Source organism: Micromonospora sp. NPDC049301, assembly GCF_040678715.1.
GTDB lineage: Bacteria > Actinomycetota > Actinomycetes > Mycobacteriales > Micromonosporaceae > Micromonospora.
This window is the reverse complement of sequence record NZ_JBFAQO010000006.1, coordinates 90,690-114,217: the sequence shown is the minus strand read 5'-3', so window position 1 is coordinate 114,217 and position 23,528 is coordinate 90,690. Positions and strand designations below refer to the sequence as shown.

At 71.3% G+C, this 23,528-nt stretch carries 20 protein-coding genes; 4 read left to right on the top strand and 16 right to left on the bottom strand.

Annotation, left to right across the window (positions count from 1 at the left end; all coding sequences use genetic code 11):
• Nucleotides 1-195: 195 nt before the first annotated feature.
• The 7 genes from AB0K07_RS19170 to AB0K07_RS19140 form a co-directional block, all read right to left on the bottom strand.
• A complete protein-coding gene (locus AB0K07_RS19170; RefSeq protein WP_363756783.1) occupies nt 196-2,325 on the bottom strand; it encodes a DEAD/DEAH box helicase in 2,130 nt (709 codons plus the stop codon).
• A gap of 111 nt (nt 2,326-2,436) precedes the next feature.
• Nucleotides 2,437-3,546, bottom strand: coding sequence for a branched-chain amino acid ABC transporter permease (locus tag AB0K07_RS19165; protein WP_363756782.1), 1,110 nt, complete (start codon nt 3,544-3,546; stop codon nt 2,437-2,439).
• Nucleotides 3,543-4,433, bottom strand: a complete 891-nt coding sequence (locus AB0K07_RS19160) for a branched-chain amino acid ABC transporter permease (RefSeq protein WP_363756781.1) — start codon at nt 4,431-4,433, stop codon at nt 3,543-3,545. Before AB0K07_RS19160 ends, AB0K07_RS19165 begins: the two co-directional genes overlap by 4 nt.
• Nucleotides 4,433-5,269 carry an ABC transporter ATP-binding protein gene (locus AB0K07_RS19155; RefSeq protein WP_363756780.1) on the bottom strand — a complete coding sequence of 279 codons (837 nt, stop codon included), beginning with the start codon at nt 5,267-5,269 and terminating at the stop codon, nt 4,433-4,435. The genes AB0K07_RS19160 and AB0K07_RS19155 overlap by 1 nt, the downstream gene beginning before the upstream one ends.
• A 44-nt stretch (nt 5,270-5,313) precedes the next feature.
• On the bottom strand, nt 5,314-6,057 hold the full coding sequence (locus tag AB0K07_RS19150) for an ABC transporter ATP-binding protein (protein WP_074314714.1): 744 nt from the start codon (nt 6,055-6,057) through the stop codon (nt 5,314-5,316).
• Between the two features lie 2 nt (nt 6,058-6,059).
• Nucleotides 6,060-7,265, bottom strand: a complete 1,206-nt coding sequence (locus AB0K07_RS19145) for a substrate-binding domain-containing protein (protein ID WP_363756779.1) — start codon at nt 7,263-7,265, stop codon at nt 6,060-6,062.
• A gap of 270 nt (nt 7,266-7,535) precedes the next feature.
• Nucleotides 7,536-7,838, bottom strand: a complete 303-nt coding sequence (locus AB0K07_RS19140) for a hypothetical protein (protein ID WP_363756778.1) — start codon at nt 7,836-7,838, stop codon at nt 7,536-7,538.
• A 317-nt stretch (nt 7,839-8,155) separates the two neighbouring features.
• On the opposite strand from AB0K07_RS19140, the gene AB0K07_RS19135 reads away from it, so the two are divergent.
• Nucleotides 8,156-8,386 carry a winged helix-turn-helix domain-containing protein gene (locus tag AB0K07_RS19135; protein ID WP_363757159.1) on the top strand — a complete coding sequence of 77 codons (231 nt, stop codon included), beginning with the start codon at nt 8,156-8,158 and terminating at the stop codon, nt 8,384-8,386.
• Nucleotides 8,387-8,567: 181 nt separating this feature from the next.
• Nucleotides 8,568-9,728: a three-Cys-motif partner protein TcmP gene (gene tcmP / locus AB0K07_RS19130; protein ID WP_363756777.1), complete on the top strand. Its 1,161-nt coding sequence runs from the start codon at nt 8,568-8,570 to the stop codon at nt 9,726-9,728.
• A gap of 36 nt (nt 9,729-9,764) precedes the next feature.
• On the opposite strand, the gene AB0K07_RS19125 is transcribed toward tcmP, so the two are convergent.
• Both AB0K07_RS19125 and AB0K07_RS19120 read right to left on the bottom strand, forming a co-directional pair.
• Nucleotides 9,765-10,520, bottom strand: a complete 756-nt coding sequence (locus AB0K07_RS19125) for a phage Gp37/Gp68 family protein (RefSeq protein WP_363756776.1) — start codon at nt 10,518-10,520, stop codon at nt 9,765-9,767.
• Between the two features lie 522 nt (nt 10,521-11,042).
• Nucleotides 11,043-12,164: a glycerophosphodiester phosphodiesterase gene (locus AB0K07_RS19120; RefSeq protein WP_363756775.1), complete on the bottom strand. Its 1,122-nt coding sequence runs from the start codon at nt 12,162-12,164 to the stop codon at nt 11,043-11,045.
• 140 nt (nt 12,165-12,304) lie between these two features.
• Between AB0K07_RS19120 and AB0K07_RS19115 the strand changes: the two genes are divergently transcribed.
• Together AB0K07_RS19115 and AB0K07_RS19110 are read left to right on the top strand one after the other, a co-directional pair.
• Nucleotides 12,305-13,639 carry a potassium transporter TrkG gene (locus AB0K07_RS19115; RefSeq protein ID WP_363756774.1) on the top strand — a complete coding sequence of 445 codons (1,335 nt, stop codon included), beginning with the start codon at nt 12,305-12,307 and terminating at the stop codon, nt 13,637-13,639.
• A 193-nt stretch (nt 13,640-13,832) separates the two neighbouring features.
• Nucleotides 13,833-14,501 carry a TrkA family potassium uptake protein gene (locus AB0K07_RS19110; protein ID WP_363756773.1) on the top strand — a complete coding sequence of 223 codons (669 nt, stop codon included), beginning with the start codon at nt 13,833-13,835 and terminating at the stop codon, nt 14,499-14,501.
• 45 nt (nt 14,502-14,546) lie between these two features.
• Here AB0K07_RS19110 and AB0K07_RS19105 read toward each other — a convergent pair whose 3' ends face one another.
• The 7 genes from AB0K07_RS19105 to AB0K07_RS19075 all read right to left on the bottom strand — a co-directional run bounded on the left by AB0K07_RS19105 (nt 14,547) and on the right by AB0K07_RS19075 (nt 23,297).
• Complete coding sequence (locus AB0K07_RS19105) at nt 14,547-16,193, bottom strand: serine/threonine-protein kinase (protein ID WP_363756772.1); 1,647 nt, start codon at nt 16,191-16,193, stop codon at nt 14,547-14,549.
• A 50-nt stretch (nt 16,194-16,243) separates the two neighbouring features.
• Nucleotides 16,244-17,806, bottom strand: coding sequence for a fused MFS/spermidine synthase (locus AB0K07_RS19100; RefSeq protein ID WP_363756770.1), 1,563 nt, complete (start codon nt 17,804-17,806; stop codon nt 16,244-16,246).
• Nucleotides 17,807-17,842: 36 nt separating this feature from the next.
• Nucleotides 17,843-18,859, bottom strand: coding sequence for a hypothetical protein (locus AB0K07_RS19095; protein ID WP_363756769.1), 1,017 nt, complete (start codon nt 18,857-18,859; stop codon nt 17,843-17,845).
• Nucleotides 18,860-19,053: 194 nt separating this feature from the next.
• Nucleotides 19,054-19,863, bottom strand: a complete 810-nt coding sequence (locus tag AB0K07_RS19090) for an inositol monophosphatase family protein (RefSeq protein ID WP_363756768.1) — start codon at nt 19,861-19,863, stop codon at nt 19,054-19,056.
• Nucleotides 19,856-20,308: a response regulator gene (locus tag AB0K07_RS19085; RefSeq protein WP_363756767.1), complete on the bottom strand. Its 453-nt coding sequence runs from the start codon at nt 20,306-20,308 to the stop codon at nt 19,856-19,858. The genes AB0K07_RS19090 and AB0K07_RS19085 overlap by 8 nt, the downstream gene beginning before the upstream one ends.
• The gene (locus tag AB0K07_RS19080) at nt 20,305-22,056 is read right to left on the bottom strand and encodes an ATP-binding protein (protein ID WP_363756766.1); all 1,752 of its coding nucleotides are present in this window, start codon (nt 22,054-22,056) and stop codon (nt 20,305-20,307) included. Before AB0K07_RS19080 ends, AB0K07_RS19085 begins: the two co-directional genes overlap by 4 nt.
• On the bottom strand, nt 22,053-23,297 hold the full coding sequence (locus tag AB0K07_RS19075; RefSeq protein WP_363756765.1) for a fused response regulator/phosphatase: 1,245 nt from the start codon (nt 23,295-23,297) through the stop codon (nt 22,053-22,055). Before AB0K07_RS19075 ends, AB0K07_RS19080 begins: the two co-directional genes overlap by 4 nt.
• Nucleotides 23,298-23,528: the final 231 nt, after the last annotated feature.

The window sequence follows — 23,528 nt, the reverse complement described above, 5'->3', positions numbered from 1 at the left end:
TGGCGTACGCGCGGGTGACGGGCGGCTGATCGGTCATGCCGCCCACGGTACCGTCGCGGCGGGCCGGTCCCGGCCGACGCCGGGACGGCGTGGCGACCATCGCAATCCGCCCTGCCCGGGAACTTTTCCGCCACGACCCGAGCAAGCGGCCGACTACGAACCGGCCGACCGGGCCGGAAAGGGCCCCCGGCGAGGTCAGCCGGCCACGGCGAGGGCGAGCGGGAGAACGTCCGGCGCGCCGGCCCGGCGCAGTGCGCGGGTCACCATCGTCATCGTCCAGCCCGAGTCGACCAGGTCGTCGACGAGCAGCACCGGGCCGGCCAGCCCGGCCAGCGCGTCGGCCAGCTCGGCCGGCACGGTGAACGCCTCATGCAACGCGCGGACCCGCTGGGCGCTGTTGCCACGCGGCCCGCCGGCGCCGCCCGGACCGGCCGCGACGACCTCGCCGAGCAGCGGCAGCCGGCCCACGGCGGCGATCCGCTCGGCCAGCGAGCCGACCAGCCGGGGCCGCCGGCGGGAACCGACCGCGACCACCGCCGCGGGACGGCGGGGCCACGGGTCGTCGCCGTGCGCCCACGCCTTCAGGACCTCCACCACCGCGCCGGCAACGTCGTCGGGCACCGGCGCGTCAGGCGCCTCCGGGCCGACCAGGTCGCGCAGCCGGCCACCCCAACCCAGGTCGGAGAGGCGCCCGACGGCCCGCCCCGACAGCGCCTGCTCCGCCGGGGGGATCCGGCCCTTCAGGGGTACGCCCACCGCGTCCAGCCCCGTCGGCCAGAGCTTCTTCGGCGGGATCTCCACGCCGGGCCGGCCCAGGAACGTCTGCGCGGCGGCGAGCGCGGCCGTCGACCCGTCCGGACCGAAGAGCGGGTCGGCGCACCGGTCGCACCGGCCGCAGTCGGCCGCCCCGGTGTCGTCCAGGCACTCCCGTAGATACCGCATCCGGCAGCCGGACGTGGTCGCGTACTCCCGCATGGCCTGTTGCTCGACGGTGCGCGCCTCGGCGACGCGCCGCAACCGGGCCTCGTCGTAGACCCAGGGCTCGCCGGTGGCGAGCCAGCCACCGCGCACCCGGCGGACCGCGCCGTCCACGTCGAGCACCTTGAGCATCAGCTCCAAGCGGGCGCGGCGCAGGTCGACCAGCGGTTCGAGGGCCTGGGTGGAGAGCGGACGGTCGGTGTGCAGGGCGGCCAGCACGGCCCGGACCTGCTGCTCGGGCGGAAACGCCAGCGAGGCGAAGTAGCGCCAGATGGCGGCGTCCTCGGCGCCGGGCAGCAGCAGCACCTCGGCGTGCTCGACGGCGCGACCGGCGCGGCCGACCTGCTGGTAGTAGGCGATCGGTGAGGGCGGCGCGCCGAGGTGGACGACGAAGCCCAGGTCGGGCTTGTCGAAGCCCATGCCGAGCGCGCTGGTGGCGATCAACGCCTTGATCTTGTTGTCCAGGAGGTCCTGTTCGGCGGCGCGCCGGTCGGCGTCGTCGGCCTGCCCGGTGTACGAGGCCACCGGGTAGCCCCGGGAGCGCAGGAACTCGGCGGTCTCCCCCGCCGCCGCGACGGTCAGCGTGTAGACGATGCCGGAGCCGGGCAGCTGGTCCAGGTGGTCGGCGAGCCAGGCCAGCCGGTGCGCCGGGCTCGGCAGCTCGAGCACACCGAGGCGCAGCGACTCGCGGTCCAGCGTGCCGCGCAGGACGAGAGCGTCCCCCAACTGCTCCGCCACGTCCTGGGTGACCCGGGCGTTGGCGGTGGCGGTGGTGGCCAGCACCGGGGTGCGTTCGGGCAGGTTGCCGAGGAAGGTGCGCAGCCGGCGGTAGTCCGGCCGGAAGTCGTGCCCCCAGTCGGACACGCAGTGCGCCTCGTCGACGACCAGCAGCCCGGTGGTCACGGCCAGCTTCGGCAGCACGCCGTCGCGGAAGTCGGGGTTGTTCAGCCGCTCGGGACTGATCAGCAGCACGTCGACAGCGCCCGACTGGATCTCGGCGGTGATCTGGTCCCACTCGTCCAGGTTCGCCGAGTTGATGGTGCGGGCCCGGATGCCGGCTCGGGCAGCCGCCTCGACCTGGTTGCGCATCAGCGCCAGCAGCGGCGACACGATGACCGTCGGCCCGGCCTGCTCGGCCTGCTCGGCGTCCCGCAGCATCGCGGTGGCCACGAAGTAGACCGCCGACTTGCCCCAGCCGGTGCGCTGCACGCACAGCACCCGCCGCCGGTCGACGACCAGCGCCTCGATCGCCCGCCACTGGTCCTCGCGCAGCCGGGCGTGCTCACCGGCCAGCCGGCGCAGCACCGCCTCGGCCCGCTCCCGTACCGCCGCCCGTTCCTCGCTCATCCGGCATTTCTACCAGCGCCCTGCGTCGTTCCCGCTGTTGATCAAGAGGTTCACGTCGTCCGGAGGCCGGATTCGGACCGAAACCTCTCGATCAACAGCGGGTCGGAGGGGTCAGCGGCGGGTGCGGAGGCTTCGGCGGAGGTGGGCCAGGCGGGGGGCGAGGCTGGTCAGGCCTCCTGGGAAGAAGTACACGGCCAGGATGAACACCGTGCCGAGGACGAACAGCGGCTGGCTCAACGGATGGCTGAGGACGGCCGGGAGGTTGTCGACCGCGTCGCTCGTGCCGAACGCGGTGAGCCGGTGGTCCAGGTACATGTAGAGGACACCACCGAGCACCGGCCCCCACCGGGTGCCCGGCCCGCCCAGCACCACCATGACCAGCAGCGACAGGGTCAGCTCGGACGAGGTGATGTGCGGCGACGCACCACCGACGATCAGGCAGTAGACCACCCCACCGGCCGACGCCAGCCCGCCGGCGAGCGTGAACGCCACCAGCTTGTAGCGGTACGGGTCCAGCCCGAGCACGCCGATGCGCCGCTCGTCGTCCCGCAGCCCGGCGAGCACGCGACCGGTCGGCGACCCGCTCACCCGGTGCACCACGAAGACCACCAGGGCCAGGTAGGCGAGCGCCAGCCAGTACAGGTTGACCGTGTTGGTCACCCCGACCAGCCCGGCGGGCAGCCCGGACACGTCCAGCGGCAGGCCCTCCTCGCCGCCGGTGAGCCCGCCGAAGTCCCGCGCCACCAGGATCGCCCCGACCTGGGCGAAGGCCAGCGTGACCATGGCGAACGCGATGCCCACGGTACGCAGCGCCACCGCGCCGAGCAGGGCGGCGAGGATCGTGCCGCCGACGACGGTCAGCAGCGCCGCCTGCCACAGCGGCAGGCCGGCCCGGGTGACCAGGATGTCGGTGCCGTACACACCGGCGGCGAAGTAGAGCGCGTGCCCGAAGGAGAGCATCCCGGTCCGGCCGAAGAGCAGGTCGTACCCGGCGGCCAGCCCACCGAAGATCAGGCAGATGGCCAGCAGTTGCAGGGTGCCGGGCGAGTTGACCGGCCCCTCGAAGATCCCCGGCAGGGAGATCGTCGAGTACGGCAGGATCGCGAGGACGGCCAGCGCGACCAGCGGCAGGAACGGGCGCACCCGGTGCCACCGCCCCCGCTGCGGGGTCAGCTCGGCGGGCACCCGCGCCGGAGGCGCGTCGACCACGGAGTTCGTCATGCCGTTGCCACCTTTCCGGCGATGCCCTGCGGGCGCAGCAGCAGCACCACGGCCAGCAGGCCGACCACGCAGATGTCGCCCAGCCCGGACGTGCCGTAGTAGTTGACGAACTGTTGCACCAGCCCGACCACGACCGCCGCGTACGCGGAGCCGACCACCGAGCCCATCCCGCCGATCACCACCACGATGAACGCGAAGATCAACAACGAGCTGCCCTGCCCGGGCGAGACCGTGCCGAAGTAGACCCCGCCGAGCGCACCGGCGAGCGCGGCGGCCGCCCCGCCGATCGCGAAGACCAGCGTGAACGCCTTGCGCACGTCGATGCCGAGCGCGGTCACCATCTCCCGGTTCTCCACCCCGGCCCGGATCACCAGGCCGTACCGGGTCCAGCGCAGGAACGCCAGCAGCGCGCCGAGCACCAGCACCGCCGCGATGATCAGCAGCAGGCCGCCGTTGGGCACCTGCGCTCCGAGGATCCCGGTCACCTGCCGCGTCCAGTCCGGGCGGGGGAACGGCCGGGCGTCCGCGCCCCAGGTGGCCTGGAGCAGTGCCACCCCGGCCAACGACAGACCGACGGTGACCAGCACCTGCTCGATGGTGCGGGAGTAGAGCGGACGGATCAGCACCAGCTCGACCAGCACCGCCACCAACGTGCCGGCGGCCACCCCGAAGGCGACCGCGAGCACGAAGCCGAGCCCGTCGGCACCGGCACCCGGCAGGTTGCCCGCCGCCCACCACGTGGCGTACGCGCCAACGCCGAGGAACAGCCCGTGCGCGAAGTTGAGCACGTCGGCCAGGCCGAAGACCAGCGACAACCCGGAGGCGACCAGGAAGTACAGCGCCGCCAGGCCGAGCCCGGTCAGCGTCAACAGGATCACGGTCCCCATCAGGGCTGGTCCTTCCTCACGACTGCGGGGCTCGCAAGCTCACTCCTCGCGCTCGGCGCTTGGTCCTTCCTCACGACTGCGGGGCTCGCAAGCTCACTCCTCGCGCTCGGCGCGGCCACCTCCGCCGAACCGACACCCAGCAGCGACCTGGTCAACGCGGTCTCCTGCAGGAGCTCGCGGGCGTCGCCGGTCCAGGCCACCTTGCCGGCGGCCAGCACCACCGCGTCGCGGGCCAGCCGCCGCACCACCGCCAGGTTCTGCTCGACGAGCAGCACCGGCACCGACTCCGCGACCCGTTCCAACACCTCGGCCACCTCGGTCACCACCTTCGGCGCCAACCCCTTGGTCGGCTCGTCGACCAGCAGCAGCCGGTTGTCGTTGAGCAGCACCCGGCCGATCGCGAGCATCTGCTGCTGCCCGCCGGAGAGCGACCCGGCCCGTTGCCGTCCGCGCCGCTCCAGCTCCGGGAAGAGCGCGAAGACCTTGTCGTACGCCGGGCTGACACCGCGCCGCTCGGCCAGCCGCAGGTTCTCCGCGACGGTGAGCCCGGCGAACACGCAGCGGTCCTCCGGCACGTAACCGAGCCCGCCGCGGACCAGCCGGTGGGTGGGGCGGGCCAGCAGACTCTGCGCGCCCATCCGGATCGTGCCGCGGACCTCCCCGGCGGGCGGGGTGAGGCCGACGATCGCGCGCAGGGTGGTGGTCTTGCCGACGCCGTTGCGCCCGAGCAGGACGGTCACGCCGGTGGGTGCGACCGTGAAGGACACACCCTGGAGGATGTGCAGCCCGGAGATCCGCACCGACAGGTCCTCCACGTTGAGGATCGGCTCGGTCACTGAACCGCCTCCGTTCGCGACTGCGGGGCTCGCACTCCTCGCGCTCACAGTGACTCCCCCAGGTAGGCCTCTTGCACCGTGGGGTTGGCCATCACCGTCTCCGGGGTGTCGCAGGCCAGCAGGGCGCCGTGGTGCATGACGGCGATCCGGTCGGCCAGCTCCAGGATGACGTCCATGTGGTGCTCGACCATCAACACCGCCCGGCCGCTGTCCCCGGTCAACGACTTGATCACCGAGACCAGTTCGGGCACGTCCTCGGCGCTGACCCCGGCCATCGGCTCGTCCAGCAGCATCACCCGCGGCTCGCCGGCCAGCAGCAGGGCGATCTCCAGCTTGCGCTTCTCGCCGTGCGCCAGGGTGCCGGCCAGCGCCGTACCCCGGTGGGCGAGGCCGACCCGGTCGAGCGCCGCGTCGGCGGCGGCGGCCACCTCCCGGTCGGCCGCCGCCCGCCGCCACAACTTCATCGAGCCCCCACGGTGCGCCTGCACGGCGAGCCGGACGTTCTCCCGCACGCTCAGCGAGCCGAAGACCGAGGACGCCTGGAAGGTACGGCCCAGCCCGAGGCGAGCCCGCCGGTGCGGCGGAAGCGCCCCGATGTCCTGCCCGTCCAGGGTGATCCGGCCCTCCGTGGCCCGGCGCAGGCCGGTGATCAGGTTGAACAGTGAGGTCTTGCCGGCGCCGTTCGGCCCGATCACGCCCAGGAACTCCCCGGGCGCCAGGTCGAGGTAGACGCTGTCGACGATGGCGACCTCACCGATCCGCCAGGTCAGACCGCGGGTGGCGAGCATGGTCAGCCCTTCATGGCCACGGCCGGCGGCGCGGTCTCGTCACCGGTGAGGCTCTTCTGCGCGGATGCCGTGAAGGCGGTGCCGCTGCCGGTCAGCTTGGCCTGGAACATCGGCTGGAGCAGCGCGTGGTCCGCAGCCCGGATGGTCATCTTGCCCTTGACCCCGTCGAAGCTCCAGCCCTCCAGGGCAGTGACCATCTTGTCGACGTCGTCCCCACCCTCCTGCACCGCGCGGACCACCATCTGCGCGGCGGCGAAGCCGTCCGGGTGGAACAGGTCGAGCGTGCCGCCCGGGATCTTCGCCTTGGCGGCCTTGGACGCCTCGGTGTCGCTGGCCCCGTCGAAGTAGTGCGACAGGAAGGAGATCTTCGCGCCGGCGGCGCCGAAGGTCGGCCAGGAGGCCCGGATGTCCAGGCCGGTGACGACCGTCGTGGAGGAGAGCACGCCCTGCTGGTCCAGGGTCTGCCACATGGCCGGGGCGGTGGTGCCGGCCCAGGCGACGAAGAGCAGATCCGGCTTTGCCGCCTTGATCTGGCTGGCGAACGGCGTGAACTCGGTGGCGCTGGCCGGGGCCCGGACACTGCTCACGGTGGCGCCCGCGCTGCCGATGACCGCCTTCACGGCCGCCTCGTTGGCGTCGCCGAACGCGCCGTCCTGGGCGAAGACCACGACCTTCTTGCCGGACGGGTCGCCGATGAACGACTTGGCGGTCACCACGTCCTGGTACGACTGCCGGCCGGAGCGGAAGGTGTACTTGTTCGCCCCGGTCACCGCGTCGGTGGCGGCCGGCCCGGAGATGAACAGCACCTTGTTCTGCGCCGCGATCGGGGCGACCTGGAGTGCCACGCCGGAGGCGGTGGAGCCGGCAATGATCTTCGTGCCCTTGCCGATCAGGTCCTTCGCCGCGGAGACCGCCTTGGCCGGGTCGCCAGCGTCGTCGACCTCGGTCAGCTCGATCTTCCGGTCACCGACCTTGCCGGTGCCCTGGGTGGCGAAGTCCAGCCCCGCCTTGAACCCCTCGATGTACTGCTTTCCGTAGCTGGCCAGGGCACCCGACTGGGAGTACACCAGGCCGACCTTGACCGGCGCGGCGCTGTCGCCGCCGCCGGTGGCGGTGTCCTGCGGGCTGCCACAGGCCGTGGCGGCCAACGCCGCGGCCATCATCGTGGCGGCGGAGAGGAACACCCGCCGCGTCGTCCGGACCGTCATTGCGACTCCACATGAGGACTCGGAGGGAGAGAACTTCTTCGTGACGGCTCACGCTAGAAGTGACGTCACCCACGAGCTATGTGGCGGAAACACACAAGTAACAGGAATGAGGTGGCCGGGCGTTACAACTGGCCGCACTACCACCCGAGGGCCAGCCCTCCCGATGGCCGGCACCCCCACGGACCGCCCGACCCGAGTGTCGCCGCGCGCCATCAGCCCCGCTTCGCCTTGCCGCCCGTTGATCGACTCGATATCGGCGACATCGCGGCATCAGTCGGCACCGGACACCCCCACCTCGCCGACATGCAGCGGGCGGACATCCACCGGACGACCGCACGGCCCGTCGTGGGCTGCCGGGCGCGGGCAACGCCAGCGACCGTCGAGCAGGTTGTCACAGAAGACCCGATGACGTACGCACTGAGCGTCCTCCTCGGAGACCGTCGTCTCGGCCCGGTCCACGTCGGCGAGGAAGCCCAGCGCCCGGGTGATCGCTCGCGCGAACCGCAACGCGCCCGGCAGATCGGCGGCCACCACCGGCAGGTGCACCACGAACCGCTCCCGGCCGTCGCCCATGACCACCGCCCTCCTTCGTCGATCGGGCGGCGCATCCTCGATCCGCCGCTCTGGAGGGCGGCCCGGCGTGCGGGTAGGGGACGCGCGCCAGGCCGCCCGGCCCCACGCCCGCAGCCCTCGTCGGCGGCGGTACGAACGCGGAGCCCACCTCAGGCCCGCACTCCGAGGGTTTGCCGAACCAACCGGAGCCGGACATCAGCAACCTACACCAAATACTTGTGTAGGTCGACCCTTCGATACGGCGGCACCACAACTTGTTGCAGTAACTGGTGTAGGCCGGCATGATCGAAGACGCCGAACCGACCGGAGTCCTCACCATGCCCACAGCGGAAGCCCCGTATCGTCGCATCGCCAACGAGATCGCCGCGAAGATCAAAAGCGGTGAGTTGAAGCCAGGCGACAAGCTGCCATCCACTCGGGAACTCGCCGAGACCTACGCCGTACACATGAACACGGCCTCACGGGCACTCTCACTACTGCATGACCGCGAACTGATCACCGGCCAGCCCGGCCGCGGCACCTACGTGGCCAAGCAACTGCGCGACTGACTCGCCTAAGTGTCAGATCGAGGACACGGCCCTTTACCTGAACTGCCGCTCGCTTGCCGTTATCGCTGGCGAGCGGCATGACGACCTCGGGCGAACGGCTGCGCGCGAAAAGCAGGACAGAAACTAGCCGCACTCTCCGCTACCTTCGCATCACCACTGGTGATGTGAGCAAGGAGGCGCGGTGTCGGCCAACGACGACTTCTTCCGGTCCCGTAAGGCCGCAGCAGTACTCAAGCACGGCATCCTCAAGCGATACCCGGTCGTCTTCGCGTCCAAGACCGGACAGGGCAAACCGGTCGTCTTCCTCGATGGCTACGCCGGACGAGGCGAGTACGAGGAGGAAGGGGAGGAAGGCTCGCCGCTACTGCTGTCCCGGTGTGCCGACACGGTCAAGGGCTTTCGGAGCGTGTTGCTCTTCCTCGTAGAGAAAGATCCTTCTCACTTCGCGAATCTGGAGCGGGTTCTGCAGCAGCGTGGGGGCTCAACGAGGCGCATTCTGCGGCAAGGCGACGTGGCAGATCATCTGCCTGAGGTCCTCTCGGTTGCTCGTCAAGCGTCGCTCTTTGCCTTCCTTGATCCGTTTGGCCTCGCGCTTGACTTCAGCTTGGTGCGCTCAGGGCTCCTCGGCCGACCGTCAGCCCCTCCGACGGAGGTGCTCCTTCACTTCAGCGTCTCTGCCATCGCCAGGATGGGACGAGCGGTTCAAGTAGCGCGCTCCCGAGGTGGTCGACTGCCTCCTGCTGAGCAAAAGACGGCCGAACACCTCACGAGGTTTCTTGGCGATGACTGGTGGCAGGACCACTTCGCTCGAATCAACGGTGAGGGAGATGAGGAAACGGCGACCGACGTCGCCCTCAGAGTCGGCGCGGAGTACGAGAAACGGCTGACTACGGGGACGAGCTACAGCGCAATTACGATGCCGGTCCGTCCGCGTCCGGAACTCGCGCCGAAGTATGTCCTGATGCTGTTCACGAGGCACACCGAAGGCGCTTGGCACTTCGCCGATGCGCTGGGGCAGGCGGGCGTCGACCTGGAGGAAGCCCGATACAACAGCCAAATGAGTCAGGACACTCTATTCGGGTCACTTGCGTTCGATCGGCATGCGTATGTGAGTGCCAGCCTACCGCGCGTGGCCCAAGTTGTTGAGCAGAACATCGTGCGGCTGCTTGGGGAATCGAGCCCGGTCCAGCTCGCGGAGAGGGTGCCTGAGGTTTATCGAGGGGTACTCGGCCAGGCGTGGACACGTCATGCGCGGCACGCAGTCAAGTCGTTGCACCGGCAGGGGCTGATTGACCACACCGGCGTTGGGGACTTCTGGAAGGAGCCCATTCGGCAGCGCTGAGCAGCGGACTCTCGACGGAACACCGACCGGCTGCCATTAGGCGGCGGCGGGAAGGCGAGGCGTTGGCATCTCATCCCATGTGCGACCGTCGAGCAGGCGTCCTCCGGCCTTGGGCGTGCGACCACCCCACTGTTTGAAAAAGAAGGCGGTCCCTGCCTGATCGCACTGGTCGCGAAGGTCGGTGACCCAGGACCCATCCATCGGGCGACAGCCCTGGCCCGACTCGCCACCCGCGATCAGCCAGTCCACGCCAACAAGATCCAAGTCAGGCAGGGGACCAAGCAGCGGCTCAGCAGAGATGAAGCGAACCGCCGCCGGCACCTGCCGAAGGAAATCGATCCGAGTTCGCTGGCTGTCGTCTTCGACACTCACGCCCATCCAAACGTTCGGCGGCCAGTCAAGGTGAGGCGCAACCTTGGCAAGCCGAGACGCGCGCTTCGTAAGCACCTGGAAGGTGTGGCGCGGCGTGTCGCGCATCACGGCAAAGACTTGCTGCACGTAGGCGAGAGGAACCCTTGCGTGGAACAGGTCCGACATCGAGTTGACGAAGACTGTTCGAGGATCACGCCAGCGTCGCGGGATATCAAGCGCGTCGGGGTGGAGCGCGATCCCGAATCCCGGCCCGGAGGTGCGAGCGTCGCCGTCGGTCTGATACTTGGCCGAGCCCATGGCCTTCAAGCGCTTGGCGAGAGTCATTGCATAGCAGTTGTCGCAGCCTGACGAGATGCGGTCACAACCTGTGGTGGGGTTCCAGGTTGCTTCCGTCCACTCGATGGCGCTTTTGTCCGCCATGCGCCCTCCTTCCACTCGACGCGCCAATACTGTCGAACAACCGTACGCATGGGAAGGGTTGCGCGGCGTGTCGGTCGGCTAACTGCCGCTTCGACGTGAGCCCGTCGCCGGCCCATCCTGCCGCGTCCCCGACGCCCAGCGGGCGAAGATCACCACAGCTTCCCTGATGTTGCTGCCTCAACCCGCCCCAAGGCAGCAACATCGGTGAAGTTGCTGCCTCAAGAACACATCCGATGCCTGCACGACACCGCCACCCTTCAAGATCGTGCCCGATCTGGGCCTGGTGGCCTCGGACAAGCAGCGAGACCACTCCATGTGGATCGAGCACGATCTTCGACGTCGCCGCTCCCCGACGTGCCGCTGGCCCGTCGTCCGGGTGACGGACGACGGGCCAGCCTGCGGGCCGAGGCGCGGGTCGGCCCGGCGGTCGGCCCGGAGCGGATCAGCTCCGGGCCGGGTCAGGACCGGGTCGGAGCCCGGTCAGGGCAGGTCAGGACCGGGTCGGAGCCCGGTCAGGGCGGGTCAGCTCTCGGCGAGGCCGGCGCGGGCGGCGACGGCGGTGTCGGGGTGGTCGGTGAACACGCCGTCCAGGCCCAGGCCGAGGAAGAGTTCGTACTCGGCCGTGATGTCGCCGCGCGCGTTCGGGTCGGTACCGATGCGGAAGTCCACCGGCAGGAACTGGTTCTCCGCGCGGAACGTCCAGGAGTGCACGAGCAGCCCCTCCCGGTGCGCGTCGCGCACCACGCTGGTCGGGGCGAGCAGGGCGCCCGAGGCGTCCCGCGGCACGATCAGGTTCTTGTTCGCCCCGATGCCGTCGGCGTACGCGGCGATCCACTTCAGCCCGGCCGGCTTGGCCAGGTCCTGGTAGGTGCGGGTGTCGCCGGCGACGGTGAAGTCGTACGGGCGACCGGTGGCGTCGAGCAACTGGGCCAGGTTGACGTCGATCATGCGGTTGAGCTTGCGCAGGTTGGCCGTCTCGAACGACTGGATGAAGACCGGCGCGTCGCGGTGGCTCAGCTTGTTCTGCCGGAGCACCCGGACCAGCGGCTCCTCCAAGGCGAGGCCGATCGAGGCGAAGTAGCTCGGGTGCTTGGTCTCCGGGTAGATGCCGATGGCGCGGCCCCGTGCCCGCCCTTCGGTCCGGGCCAGGTCGATGACCTCCTGGAGGGTGGGCACCTCGAAGCGGCCGTCGAACGCGGTGTTCGCGACGCGGACCTGCGGCAGCCGCTCCTTGGCCCGCAGCGTCTTCAGTTCGGTCAGGGTGAAGTCCTCGGTGAACCAGCCGGTCACCGCGACGCCGTCGATGGTCTTCGTCGCCTTGCGCGCCGCGAACTCCGGGTGGGCCGCCACGTCGGTGGTACCCGAGATCTCGTTCTCGTGCCGGGCGACCAGAACACCGTCGGACGTGGACACCAGGTCCGGCTCGATGTAGTCGGCGCCCATCCGGATCGCCAGGCGGTACGCCTCCAGGGTGTGCTCCGGCCGGTAGCCGCTGGCGCCGCGGTGACCGATCACGATCGGCCGGTCGTTCGCCCGGGCGTGGCCCGCCTTGGTCGCCGGGTCGGCGGCGGCCATGGTCGGTACGGCCACGGCCGCGGCGAGCAGCGCGCTGGCCACGCCGAGGGTCGAGAGGGAACGTCGCAACGCCGTCTCCTGTCGTTGAGGGAACCGGTTCAGCAGACCGCCCCGGTCTGACCGGGAGTTGGTCGACGACTGGCCAGCAGATGAATCTCCGGAATGGGCGTTCCCGCTCCCGCCACGGCGCGGAAAAGGAAGATTGTCTGGTGCGCTGGTTTTTCCGGAACCCTGTTCGGCTGGTGCCGTTCGGGTTCCTGGTGCCGATCCTGCTCGGGACCGTGCTGCTGACGGCGCGCTGGGCGACCGTCGACCACCAGCGTCCGCCCCTGGTCACGGCACTCTTCACCGCCACCTCGGCCGTGTCGGTCACCGGCATGGCGGTCACCGACACACCCAACTACTGGTCCGGCGGGGGACTGGTGGTGATAACCCTGCTCACCCAGCTCGGCGGCCTCGGCATCCTCACCGTCGCGGCGCTGGTCATCCTGGCGGTCTCCCGCCAGCTCGGGCTGCGCAACCGGCTGTTGGTGCAGGCCGAGACCGCGGAGTTCGGCATCGGTGACGTCGCCCGGCTGCTGCGCCGGATCGCGGTCACCGTCTTCGCCTGCGAGGCGGTGATGACCACGCTGGTCGCCGGCCGCCTCTGGCTGGTCTACGACTATCCACCCGGGCGAGCCCTCTGGTCGGGCCTCTTCCACGCGGTCCAGGCGTTCAACAACGGTGGCTTCGCGCTCTACTCCGAAGGCCTGCTGGCGTTCGCCCGCGACCCGTGGGTGTCGCTGCCGTTGGCGTTCGGCGCCATCGTCGGCGGGCTCGGGTTTCCCGCCCTGTTCGAGGCGGTCCGCGAGTGGCGTCGGCCGGCGCGCTGGGTGGTCGCCACCCAGTTGACCATCTGGGGCAGCGTCGCGCTGCTGCTGCTCGGCTCCGCCGGCCTGCTCGCCGCGGAGTGGACCAACGACGGCACCATCGGGTCGTACGACGTCGCAGGCAAGGTTCTCGCGTCGTTCACCCAGATCGCGCTGAGTCGTACCGGCGGCTTCAGCGTCCTGGACATCACCACCCTGCAGGAGGAGAGCTACCCGCTGCTGATCGTGCTCATGTTCATCGGCGGCGGCAGCGCCAGCACGGCCGGTGGGATCAAGGTCTCCACGTTCTTCCTGCTGGCGTTCACCATCTGGGCGGAGCTGCGCGGCGAGCCTGACGTGACGGTCGGGCACCGTCGGGTGGCCACCGCCAGTCAGCGGCAGGCCATCACCGTGGCGCTGCTCAGCGTCGCGCTGGTCACGGCCGGGACGATGATCCTGCTGCTGCTCACCGAGGGCGTCCGTTTCGTGGCGGCCCTGTTCGAGGTCACGTCCGCGTTCAGCACCACCGGGCTGACCATCGGGCTCGCCGGCACGCTGCCGGCCAGCGGCCAACTGACCCTGGCGGTGCTGATGTTCATCGGCCGGGTCGGGCCGCTCACCCTCGGGTCGGCGATCGCGCTGAACACCCGACGGCGGCTCTACCGCTACCCCCAGGAACAACCCATTGTCGGCTAGGGCCTGTGTCGAAGTCCTCGGTCGAGCCGAGGCGCAGTCCCGGCGGAGTCCAGGCGGCGGTCCGGCACGGCGGAGATTCCTCCGGATACCGGTGTCGTATGCGGAAGAATCTCCAACGCGGCCGGTCGTCGTCTGGGCCCGGCGCAGGTCGGCCAGGGGCTTTGACACAGGCCCTGGCACGAGGGGGGTCGAGGTGTCGGCTAGACGGGCGGACGGCGGTGGCGTCGTGGTGATCGGGCTGGGCCGGTTCGGGTGTCACCTGGCCGGGTCACTGAGCCGGATGGACCGCGAGGTGCTGGCCATCGACCGCAACCCGGATCAGGTGCAGCGCTGGTCGGCCCAGCTCGACCGGGTGGTTCAGGCCGACTCGACCGAGGAGGGGGCGCTGCGGCAGCTCGGCGTCGCCAGCTTCGGGCGGGCGGTGGTGGCCATCGGCGCCTCGGTGGAGGCGAGCGTGCTCACCGTGCTGGCGCTCACCGAGCTGGGCCTGCCGCAGATCTGGGCCCGGGCGACCTCACAGAAGCACGCCAAGATTCTCTCGTCGGTGGGCGCGCATCACGTGATCTTCCCGGAGGCGGAGACGGGCGATCGGGTGGCGCACCTGATCGTCAGCCGGCTGCTCGACTTCATCGAGTTGGACGACGACTTCGCGATCGCCACCGTCCGCGTGCCGGCGTCCCTGGTCGGGCGCACCGTGCTCGACCTGCGCCCGGACGACCGTTTCGGCGTCCGGGTGATCGGCGCCAAGCTGCCGGGCGAGCGCTTCCGGTACGCGTCGGACAACACGAAACTGCCCCAGGGTGGAGTGCTGGTCGTGGAGGGTGGGATCGACCAGGTGCAGCGGTTCGCGGGGCTCGGCTGACCCCGTCTCACTTCTTCCCGCCTCCGTGTCCCCTCCCCTCACTCTTCACTTTCCCCCTTTTCCCGGACCACCACCCGGCCCCTTGCCCTTGCCAGGCTTCTCGGGCTTGGCCTTCGTCGGGCCGGAACCACCGGAACCACCACGGGCAGTCGCCGCCTTGGGCGGGGCCTTCGTCGTGGCCGCCTTGGTCGGCGGGGCGGTGGACGGCGTGCTTCCGGCCACCCCGGAGACGCGTACCCCGCAGGTCGCGTCGCCGAGCCGGAACTCGACCGGCAGCGGGTTCGCCCCGCTGTACTTCCCGGTCAGGGTCAGCTTCTCGGCCGCGCCGGGCGCCAGGGTGGTGCGCTGGGCGGCCGGCCGGACCAGCACCGTGCGCCCCTGCTGGTGCACCGGGGTCGGTTCCGCCTTCGTCACCGTCTGCTGGCCGGGGAAGGTGAAGCTCATCGCCCAGTCACGCAGCTCGCGGTCACCGGTGTTGGTCAGGGTCAGCTCGGCGGCGAAGGCGGTGCCGGAGTCCGCGCGCAGCGCGTACGCCACCTCGCAGGGCGCCGCCGTCGGCAGGCCCATCCGGGCCTCGGTCGTCGGCCGGCCTTCGCCGGAGGCGGGGGTCCGCGAGGTGAACCCCCACATCGCCGCGGTGACCGCCAGCAGCCCGGCGGCGGCCACCCCGGCCTCCACCCGCCTGCGTCGGTTCGCCTGTCGGGACCTGTTGCGGGTACGCGAGAGCGGCAGCGCGTCGGTCTCCGCCGACCAGGGCAGGATCGTCGTGCCCGCGTTGGCCAGCACGGCCGGGTCCACCGGCCCTCCGGCCGGCGAGACCGGCACCGCCGCCAGCATTCCGGCCGCGTCGGCGAGGGTCCGGGCCAGCTCGGCCGTGGCCGGCCGTTGCCCGGGCTGCTTGGCCAGGCAGCGCCGCACCAGGTCGGTCACCTCGTCGGGCAGCCCCCGCACCTCCGGCATCGGGTCGGGGTCGTTGTACATGTGCGCGCGCAGCATCTGCGTGGTCGTACTGGCCTGCCACGGCAGCCGGCCGGTGAGCATCCGGTAGAGCAGCAGCCCGACGGCGTACACGTCGGTGGCCGGGGAGACCTGGCCGTTGTCCAGCCGCTCCGGGGCGAGGTACGCGGGCGTGCCCAGCAGCGTCCCGTCCGGCCCCTTCTCGCTCTCCCCCACCAACGCGGAGATACCGAAGTCGACCACCTTGACCCCGGTCGACGTGAGCATCACGTTGCCCGGGGTGACGTCGCGGTGCACCACGCCCCGGGCGTGCGCGGTGGCCAGCGCCGAGCTGACCTCCGCGCCGATGGTCACCGCCTCCCGCCACGGCAGTTGCCCCTCCCGGGCCAGCCTGGCAGCGAGAGAACCTCCGTCGACCAGCTCCATCACCACGTACGGCACGGTCAGGCCGGCCCGCTGGGACTCGCCGTAGTCGTACACGTTGGTGATGTTCGGGTGGCAGAGCCGCGCGGCGGCCTGCGCCTCGATGCGGATCCGGTGCCGGAAGGCCCGGTCGGTGGCCAGCCGGGACGCGAGCACCTTCACCGCGACCTGACGGCCCAGCACCTCGTCGTAGCCCCGCCACACCACCGACATGCCGCCGGCACCGAGCTGCTCGATGAGCCGATATCGCTCATCGAGCAGTTGTGCGCTCTTCCGGTCCCCACCGCCCATGGTGGCCGTTGTTGCCCACACAGGGGCGGGCTACACCTGTGGTATCGGAATCGGTCAGGAATGTCACCCGATCAGGCGGTGGCCAGCAGCTGGTCCACCGGGGCGAAGTCGTCGGTCAGTACCAGCGCGTCGCCGACGAAGTCCGTGAGCTCCGCGCCGGAGAGCAGACTGACCCGTCGGTCGACCTCGTCCAGCCGGGCACGGATGGCGGCCAGCGGCAGCGGCGCGTCGGAGGCCACGATGAGGAAGTTGGCGCCCTGCTCCTCGGCGAGCGCCTCCGGCGGGGCGATCAACGCGACGTGCGTGAACTCGGCGGCCACCGTGGCCAGCTCGGCGCGGATGAACCGCAGCGGCGGGTAGTCGATGACGTTCTGCACGTACACCCCACCGGGGCGGGTCACCCGTCGGACCTCGGCGGCCATCTCCCTGGTGGACAGATGCCAGGGCACCACCAGGTGGCCGAACGCGTCACCGACCACCAGGTCGCGACTGTCCGTCGGCTCCCCGGCGACCAGCATCCGGGCGTCGCCCACCACCGCCCGCAGCCCCGGCCCCGGGCGTACGCCCAGCTCCCGCTCGCCCAGCTCGACCAGCCCACCGTCGATCTCGAACACCACGTTGTCGGTGCCCGGCCGGGTGGCGGTCAGGTAGGTCGGCACGGTGAACCCGCCGCCACCCAGGTGCAGCGCGTCCAGCCGCTGCCCGGTGGGCGCGGCCACGTCCGCGACGGCGCCGATCCACTTGGTGTACGCGTACTCCAGGTGCTTCGGGTCGGCCAGGTCCACGTACGAGTGCTGGGCCGAGTTGAGCAGCAGCGTTCGCCCGCTGGGCCGGTCCGGGTCCGACGTCACCCGGGCGCAGTGGTACGCCGTCTCGATGTCGCAGGGGTTCGGTGCGACGGTGGTCAGGCCCGCACCGACCAGGCCGAGCACCGCCAGCGCGGCCCGGGTCCGCGCCGGACCGGGCAGCTCGGTGTGCGCCTGCCGGCGCAGGTACCAGCCGAGGCCGATGCCGGCCAGCCCGAGCGCCACCGCCAGCGCCAGCAGGATCACCGTGCTGGGCAGCGCGGCGACCAGCACGAAGCCGGTGAGCAGGGTGGCGGTGATGCCACCCAGGGTGCCGATCCCGGACAGCCGACCGACCACCTGGCCGGTGCGGCGCAGGTCGGCGAGCTGAAGCTTCACGACCAGCGGGGTGACCGCGGCCAGCAGCGCCGCCGGCACGAACACGGCCAGCGCCACCAGCAGCAGGATGGCGCTGGCGGCACCGCCGCGCAGCACCTCACCGGCGTACCGGACCACGGGCAGGGTGATCGCGGTGGCGATGCCGGCCAGCACCAGCGCCGGCGCCAGCAGGCCCCGCGGGTCGCGCCGGTCGGCCAGCCAGCCGCCGGACCACGCCCCGTACGCGATCGCGGCCAGCGCGATGCCGATCACCGAGCTGGTCACCTGGAGGGTCACCCCGACGTACGGGCCGACCAGGCGCAGCGCGACGGTCTCCAGCACCAGCACGGCGCCGCTGGAGAAGAACACCAGGAAAGCGGCCAGGCCGTTGGGCAACGCCCGGCCGGTGACCGGCACGAACGGCGCCGAGGAGGCCGGCGGGGTCGCTACGTCGGGCGGTGGAGAGCTCATCGTCGCGATGGTACGCAGCGAAGCTGGTGCCGCGGGTCAGTACATCGAGAGATGAACATGGTTCGTGTGGTCTGCGGCCGGGCTGCCGCTGCCGCTGTACGCGCGCCACCCGGTGCCGGGGTGCCAGATCTGCCGATACCAGATCACGTAGAGCACACCCAACCGGTTGGCGTTGCGCACGTGCCAGGCGGCCAGGCTGTCACCGTACGCCTTGTCGCCGCCGGTCGCCGAGCGGTCCTCGAAGCCGTTGGTGGCCGCCGCGAAGTCGCAGGCCCGGCCCTTCGGGTGCTCGCCGCCGCCGCCGCTGCGGTGGCAGGAGACGTGCCGCTTGTAGCCGGCCGCCTGGGTCTGCTTGAGCGCGTTGAGGGTGCGCGGGGTGATGCAGCCGGAGGTGGTCGGGTCGTTCACGGAGCAGGACTCCGACGGCCACGACCCGTCCGGGTTGCGGGGCGCCGGCTTCGCCGAGGCGGAGCTGCCACCGCTGAAACCGTTGCTGCTGCCCGAGCTGACCTCGGCGAGCGCCGCCTCGGCCTCCTTCTTCTTCTTCGCCATCACGGCGAGCTGCTTCTGCTGCTCGCGGACCTCCGCGTCGATGGCGACCTTGGCCTGCTGCGCCTGCTGCCGGGCCTCGGTGAGGGTGCGGACCCGCCTGCCGTCGCGCTGGGCCATCAGGTCCAGGTCGGCCGCCCGTTGCAGGAACGTCTCGGGGTTGGCGCTGTTGAGCAGCATCGACACCGGGGTGAGCCGACCGGCGCGGTACGACTGTGCGGCCACCTCGCCGACCTGGGCGGTGAGCTCGACCAGCCGGCTCTCGACGCTCTTCAGCTCGCCGGTGAGCGCCGTCTGCCGGCGCTCGGAGTTGTCCAGCTTGGCCTTCGCCTCGATGTGGCCCTTGGCGGTCAGCTCCAGCGCGTCCCGCAGCTTCTTGCTGCCACCCTCGCCGGGCTCCGCGTACGCCGGCACCGCGCCGCCGGCGAGCACCAGCGCGACGGCGGCGACGAGAGCGAACAGTGCGCGGCGACCGCGCCGCTGGCTGAGCCTGGTCCTGGGCACGAAAGCGTCCTTCCGTCGACCGCCGGCCCCCGGTGAACCCACTACGCGGCGGCGTCCCCGCCGGCGCCGATCGGCGGCCTGCTGGCGGAGACCGCCGGTCACGATACCGGAAGCCGCGCCGGTGACCAGCCCCGTGACGGCCGAGCCGCGCAGGTGTCGACACACCGTGCCGGCGCCGTCGCGGAGTGCGCGGATCAGGTGCCCAGCAGGGCGTCGTGCACCTCGGCCCAGATTTGCTCGTTGGCCGCGACGAGCAGGCCGTGGCCCTCGTCGGCCGGGTGGTAGTCGACGCCGTCGAAGCGACGGGCGACGCCGCCGGCCGCGCGGACCAGCAGGGCGCCCGGGGCGTGGTCCCACGGCAGGGTGCGCCAGAACAGGGCGAACTGCTGCTCACCGGTCAGGATGTCCAGGTATTCCCGACCGGCGCAGTGCTGGCCGGGCAGCAGCTCACCGAGCCGCCGGCCGCCGGCACGGACCCGGTCCCGGGTGTCCGGCGGCAGGAACCGGGTCATCGCGGCGCCGCGCAGCTCGCCCGGTCGCAGCGCGGAACCGGTGCCGGCCACCGGCCGGCCGTTGAGCAGGGTGCCGTCGTCGGCCCGGCCGCTGGCCAGGGTGTCGGCCAGCGGATCGAGGATCCAGCCGGCGGTCAGCCGCCCGCCGGTCAGCAGCGCCACCATCAGGGCGAACGGCCGACGGCCGGCGGCGAAGTTGGCGGTGCCGTCGACCGGGTCGACCAGCCAGACGTCCCCGCCGTCGCGCAGATGCCGCAGCAGCCCCGGATCGTCGGCGACGCCCTCCTCGCCCACCACCATCGAGCCGGGACGCAGCCGGCGCAGCCCCGCGGAGATCAGCTCCTCGGCCCGGCGGTCCGCGACCGTGACGATCTCGCCGGGTGCCTTCTCCGACACGTCGGCGTCGTCGAGCTTGCGGAACAGCGGGAGCACGACCTGGTCGGCGGCCTCCCGGAGCAGGTCACCGACATCGTCGAGCAGGGCGTCAGCCACGCGGCGGCAGCTTGACCACGCTGACGAAGAACTCGTCGATGTGGCGGACCACCGAGATGAAGCGCTCGAAGTCCACCGGCTTGGTCACGTAGGCGTTGGCGTGCAGCTGGTAGCTGCGCAGGATGTCCTCGTCGGCCTGCGAGGTGGTGAGGACCACGACCGGGATCCGACGCAGCTCCTGGTCCTTTTTGATCTCTTCCAGCACCTCCCGGCCGTCCCGGCGGGGCAGGTTGAGGTCGAGCAGGATCAGGTCGGGTGCCACCGCATCGGCGTACTGGCCCTCCTGCCGCAGGTAGGCGAGCGCCTCGGCGCCGTCGGACACGACGGTCAGCCGGTTGCGCAGCTTGTGCTCCTCGAACGCCTCCTGGGTCATCAGCACGTCACCCGGGTCGTCCTCCACGAGCAGGACCTCGATCGGGCTTCTGCCGTCCGCCGGCGCGGTCATCCCACCGTCTCCCTCATGTCACCCGTTCTACCGCTTTCCCGGGAGCCATCGGCCCGGTCCGGTCGGTCCGCCCCGGCGGACTGCTCGGGCGGCGTCGCCGACGCCTCGTTCGCGGGCGCGACATCGCCCGTCTCGTCACCCGTCGGGGGCTCCTGCGGCGACTCCGGCGAGCCGGCGGCGGTCGCGGTGGCAGCCTCGACGTCCTCGGGGGTCGCCGGCAGGGTGAACCGGATGGTGGTGCCCTCCGGCACGTCCGTGTCCACCCACACCCGGCCGCCGTGGTATTCCACGATCTTCTTGGCGATGGCCAGGCCGATGCCGGTGCCCGGGTACGCGTCCTTCGAGTGCAGCCGCTGGAAGATCACGAAGATCTTGTCGGCGAACTCCGGCTCGATCCCGATGCCGTTGTCCTGGCAGCTGATCTCCCACTCGGAGCCGACCAGCCGGGCCGAGACGTGCACCTTCGGCGGCAAGTCCGGGCGGCGGAACTTGATCGAGTTGCTGACCAGGTTGGCCAGCAGATTGGTGAGCAGCGGCTCCTCGCCCCGGATCACCGGCAGCTCGGTCCAGGTCAGCTCGGCGTCGGCGTACTGCCGGGCGGCCTCGGTCTGGCCCGCCACGTCGCCCATCACCTTGTTGAGGTCGACCTCGGTGAAGCCGCTGGTGAGCCGGCCGATCCGGGAGAACGCCAGCAGGTCGTTGATCAGGCGCTGCATCCGTTGCGCGCCGTCCACCGCGAAGGCGATGTACTGGTCGGCCCGCTCGTCGAGCTGGCCGGCGTAGCGGCGCTGCAACAGCTGGCAGAAGCTGGCGACCTTGCGCAGCGGCTCCTGGAGGTCGTGCGAGGCGACGTACGCGAACTGCTCCAGGTCGCGGTTGGACCGGGTCAGCTCCTCGGCCTGCTTCTGGAGCTGGCTGTTGACCCACTCGATGCGCTCACGGGCCTCCCGCACCTCGGCCAGGTCGGAGGCGATCTTCTGGCGCATCGCGTCCACATCCGCCCCGAGCTGGACGAACTCCGGCGGGCCGGTGGTGGCGATCCCGTGCTGGTAGTCGCCCTTGGCCACCTCGCGGACCTGGTCGGCGAGCCCGACCAGCGGACCGATCACCATCCGGTCCAGGGAGAGCAGGAGCACCGAACCGGCGACAACCACCACGAGGGCGGCGATGATCAGGAGCGCGACCAGCAGGTTGCTGCTGCTGCGGACGTCGTCCGCGGACTGCTCCCGGGCCGTCAGGATCTCCGCCTGGAGGTCCTCGATCGCCGCCCGGACCTCGTCGAACTGCTGCCGGGCCCGCTCGGTGATCAACGCCTGGCCGGCGCTGGTGCCGCTCTGCTCGGTGGTGGTGACCACCGGCACCGCCACCAACTGCCGCCACTGCTCGGCCCGCTCCTCGACGATCCGCAGCTCCTGGCCGATCTGCGGATAGTCGTCGAGCAGCGCCCGCATCGCGGCGACGACTTTCTTCTCCTGGTCGAGCCCCGTCTGGTACGGGTCCAGGTCGTTCGGATCGCCGCTGACCGCGTACCCGCGGACCGCCGTCTCCTGGTCGAGCACCGCGTTGAGCAGTTCCTGCGACTGCACCCGCAGCGGGCCGGTCTCGTTCAGGACGGCGTCGATCTGGGTGCGGTTGCGCGCGGCCATGGCCGCCTCCGCGCCGGCCAGGCCGATCAGCAGCACGCCCACGACGGTGAGCAGGGTGATGACCCGGCGGCGCAGACTCCAGCCGCCGACCACCGGCGTCACCGGCCACCGCCCCGGCTGACCAGCAGCATGGCCACGTCGTCAGCGAGCGGGCCGCCGTTGAGGTGCTCGGCCCGGCCGACCAGCCAGGCCGGCAGCTCGGGCAGCGACACCTCACGGTTGGCCGGCTCGTCGAGCAGCGCGCTCAGGCCCGGCACGTCGAGCCGCTCGTTGCCCGCGCCCACCCGCCCCTCGATCAGGCCGTCGGTGTACATCAGCAGGGACCAGTCATCGGTGTCGAACTCCAGGTCGTAGGCGATCGGCCGGCGGGGTCGTACGCCCAGCAGCAGGCCACCGGGCGCGGGCACCGGGGCGACCCGGCCGCCCGACAGCAGCAACGGCGGCGGGTGCCCGGCGAGCCGGACGGTGGCCCGGTTGGCGCCCAGGTCCAGTCGGGTGGTGGCCACCGTCGCGAAGATCTCCTGGAGGCGGCGCTCGCTCATCAGCACCTGCTCCAGCGCGGGCAGCACCTCGTCGTCCGGCACCTTGGCCAGCACCAGTGCCCGCCAGGCCACCCGCAGCTCCACGCCGAGCGCGGCCTCGTCCACCCCGTGCCCGCAGACGTCCCCGACGATCAGGTCGAGACGGTCCGGACGGGTCTGCACCACGTCGAAGAAGTCCCCGCCGATCAGCGCGGCGTGCCGGCCAGGCCGGTAGAAGGTGTTGACGGCCACCTCGTCGGTCGACATCAGTGGCTGGGGCAGCAGGCCGCGTTCGAGCCGAGCCGACTCGGCCTGGCGCAGCTCGACCTCGCGCAGCCGGCGCGCGTTCTCGTCGGCGCGCTTGCGCTCCACCGCGTAGCGCAGCGCCCGGGTCAGCAACACCCCGTCCACCTGACCCTTGACCAGGTAGTCCTGCGCGCCCTCGGCGACGGCGACGATGCCGAGGTGCTCGTCCGTGCGACCGGTCAGCACGCAGACCGCGGCCCCACTGGACATCTCCAGCACCTGGCGCAGCCCGTCGAGCCCCTGCGCGTCGGGGAGGCCGAGGTCGAGCAGGACGCAGTCGATGCCGACCATCCGCTGCCGCGCCTCGCTGAGGCTGCTGGCGACCGACAGCTCGATCATCGAGTTCGTCTCGGCGAGCAGCTCAGCAACCAGGAAGGCGTCGCCCTCGTCGTCCTCCACCAGCAGCACCCGCAACCGCTCACCCGGGGGCAGATTGGCGTGCCGCGACAGGCCGCCGTGCGGGTACGGCACGACGGGGGAACCGGCCAGGCCGGCTCCCCGGTGCGGCCGGGTCACCGCCGCCAGACGCGGGAGGTCGCTGGTGATGTCGGGCTCCTTCCGAGTGCCCTGCTGATCCTGTATTAGACAACGGTCGCACACAACACGACGGGCTCGGCGCGGCCGGGGATGGGCCGGATCACTACCCGCGACAGGACAAACCGGGCGGGCGTGGACGCTGGAGCGTCCGGCCGTCCCACCCGATCACTGCCCGACCGGCCATCCCACCCGGGGCCGCCGGCAGGCAGG

Excerpts from the sequence above, each read along its gene's own strand:
- AB0K07_RS19170 (WP_363756783.1), bottom strand. The coding sequence starts at position 2,325 with ATGAGCGAGGAACGGGCGGCGGTACGGGAGCGGGCCGAGGCGGTGCTG.
- AB0K07_RS19165 (WP_363756782.1), bottom strand. The coding sequence starts at position 3,546 with ATGACGAACTCCGTGGTCGACGCGCCTCCGGCGCGGGTGCCCGCCGAG.
- AB0K07_RS19160 (WP_363756781.1), bottom strand. The coding sequence starts at position 4,433 with ATGGGGACCGTGATCCTGTTGACGCTGACCGGGCTCGGCCTGGCGGCG.
- AB0K07_RS19150 (WP_074314714.1), bottom strand. The coding sequence starts at position 6,057 with ATGCTCGCCACCCGCGGTCTGACCTGGCGGATCGGTGAGGTCGCCATC.
- AB0K07_RS19145 (WP_363756779.1), bottom strand. The coding sequence starts at position 7,265 with ATGACGGTCCGGACGACGCGGCGGGTGTTCCTCTCCGCCGCCACGATG.
- AB0K07_RS19140 (WP_363756778.1), bottom strand. The coding sequence starts at position 7,838 with ATGGGCGACGGCCGGGAGCGGTTCGTGGTGCACCTGCCGGTGGTGGCC.
- AB0K07_RS19135 (WP_363757159.1), top strand. The coding sequence starts at position 8,156 with ATGCCCACAGCGGAAGCCCCGTATCGTCGCATCGCCAACGAGATCGCC.
- AB0K07_RS19125 (WP_363756776.1), bottom strand. The coding sequence starts at position 10,520 with ATGGCGGACAAAAGCGCCATCGAGTGGACGGAAGCAACCTGGAACCCC.
- AB0K07_RS19100 (WP_363756770.1), bottom strand. The coding sequence starts at position 17,806 with ATGAGCTCTCCACCGCCCGACGTAGCGACCCCGCCGGCCTCCTCGGCG.
- AB0K07_RS19085 (WP_363756767.1), bottom strand. The coding sequence starts at position 20,308 with ATGACCGCGCCGGCGGACGGCAGAAGCCCGATCGAGGTCCTGCTCGTG.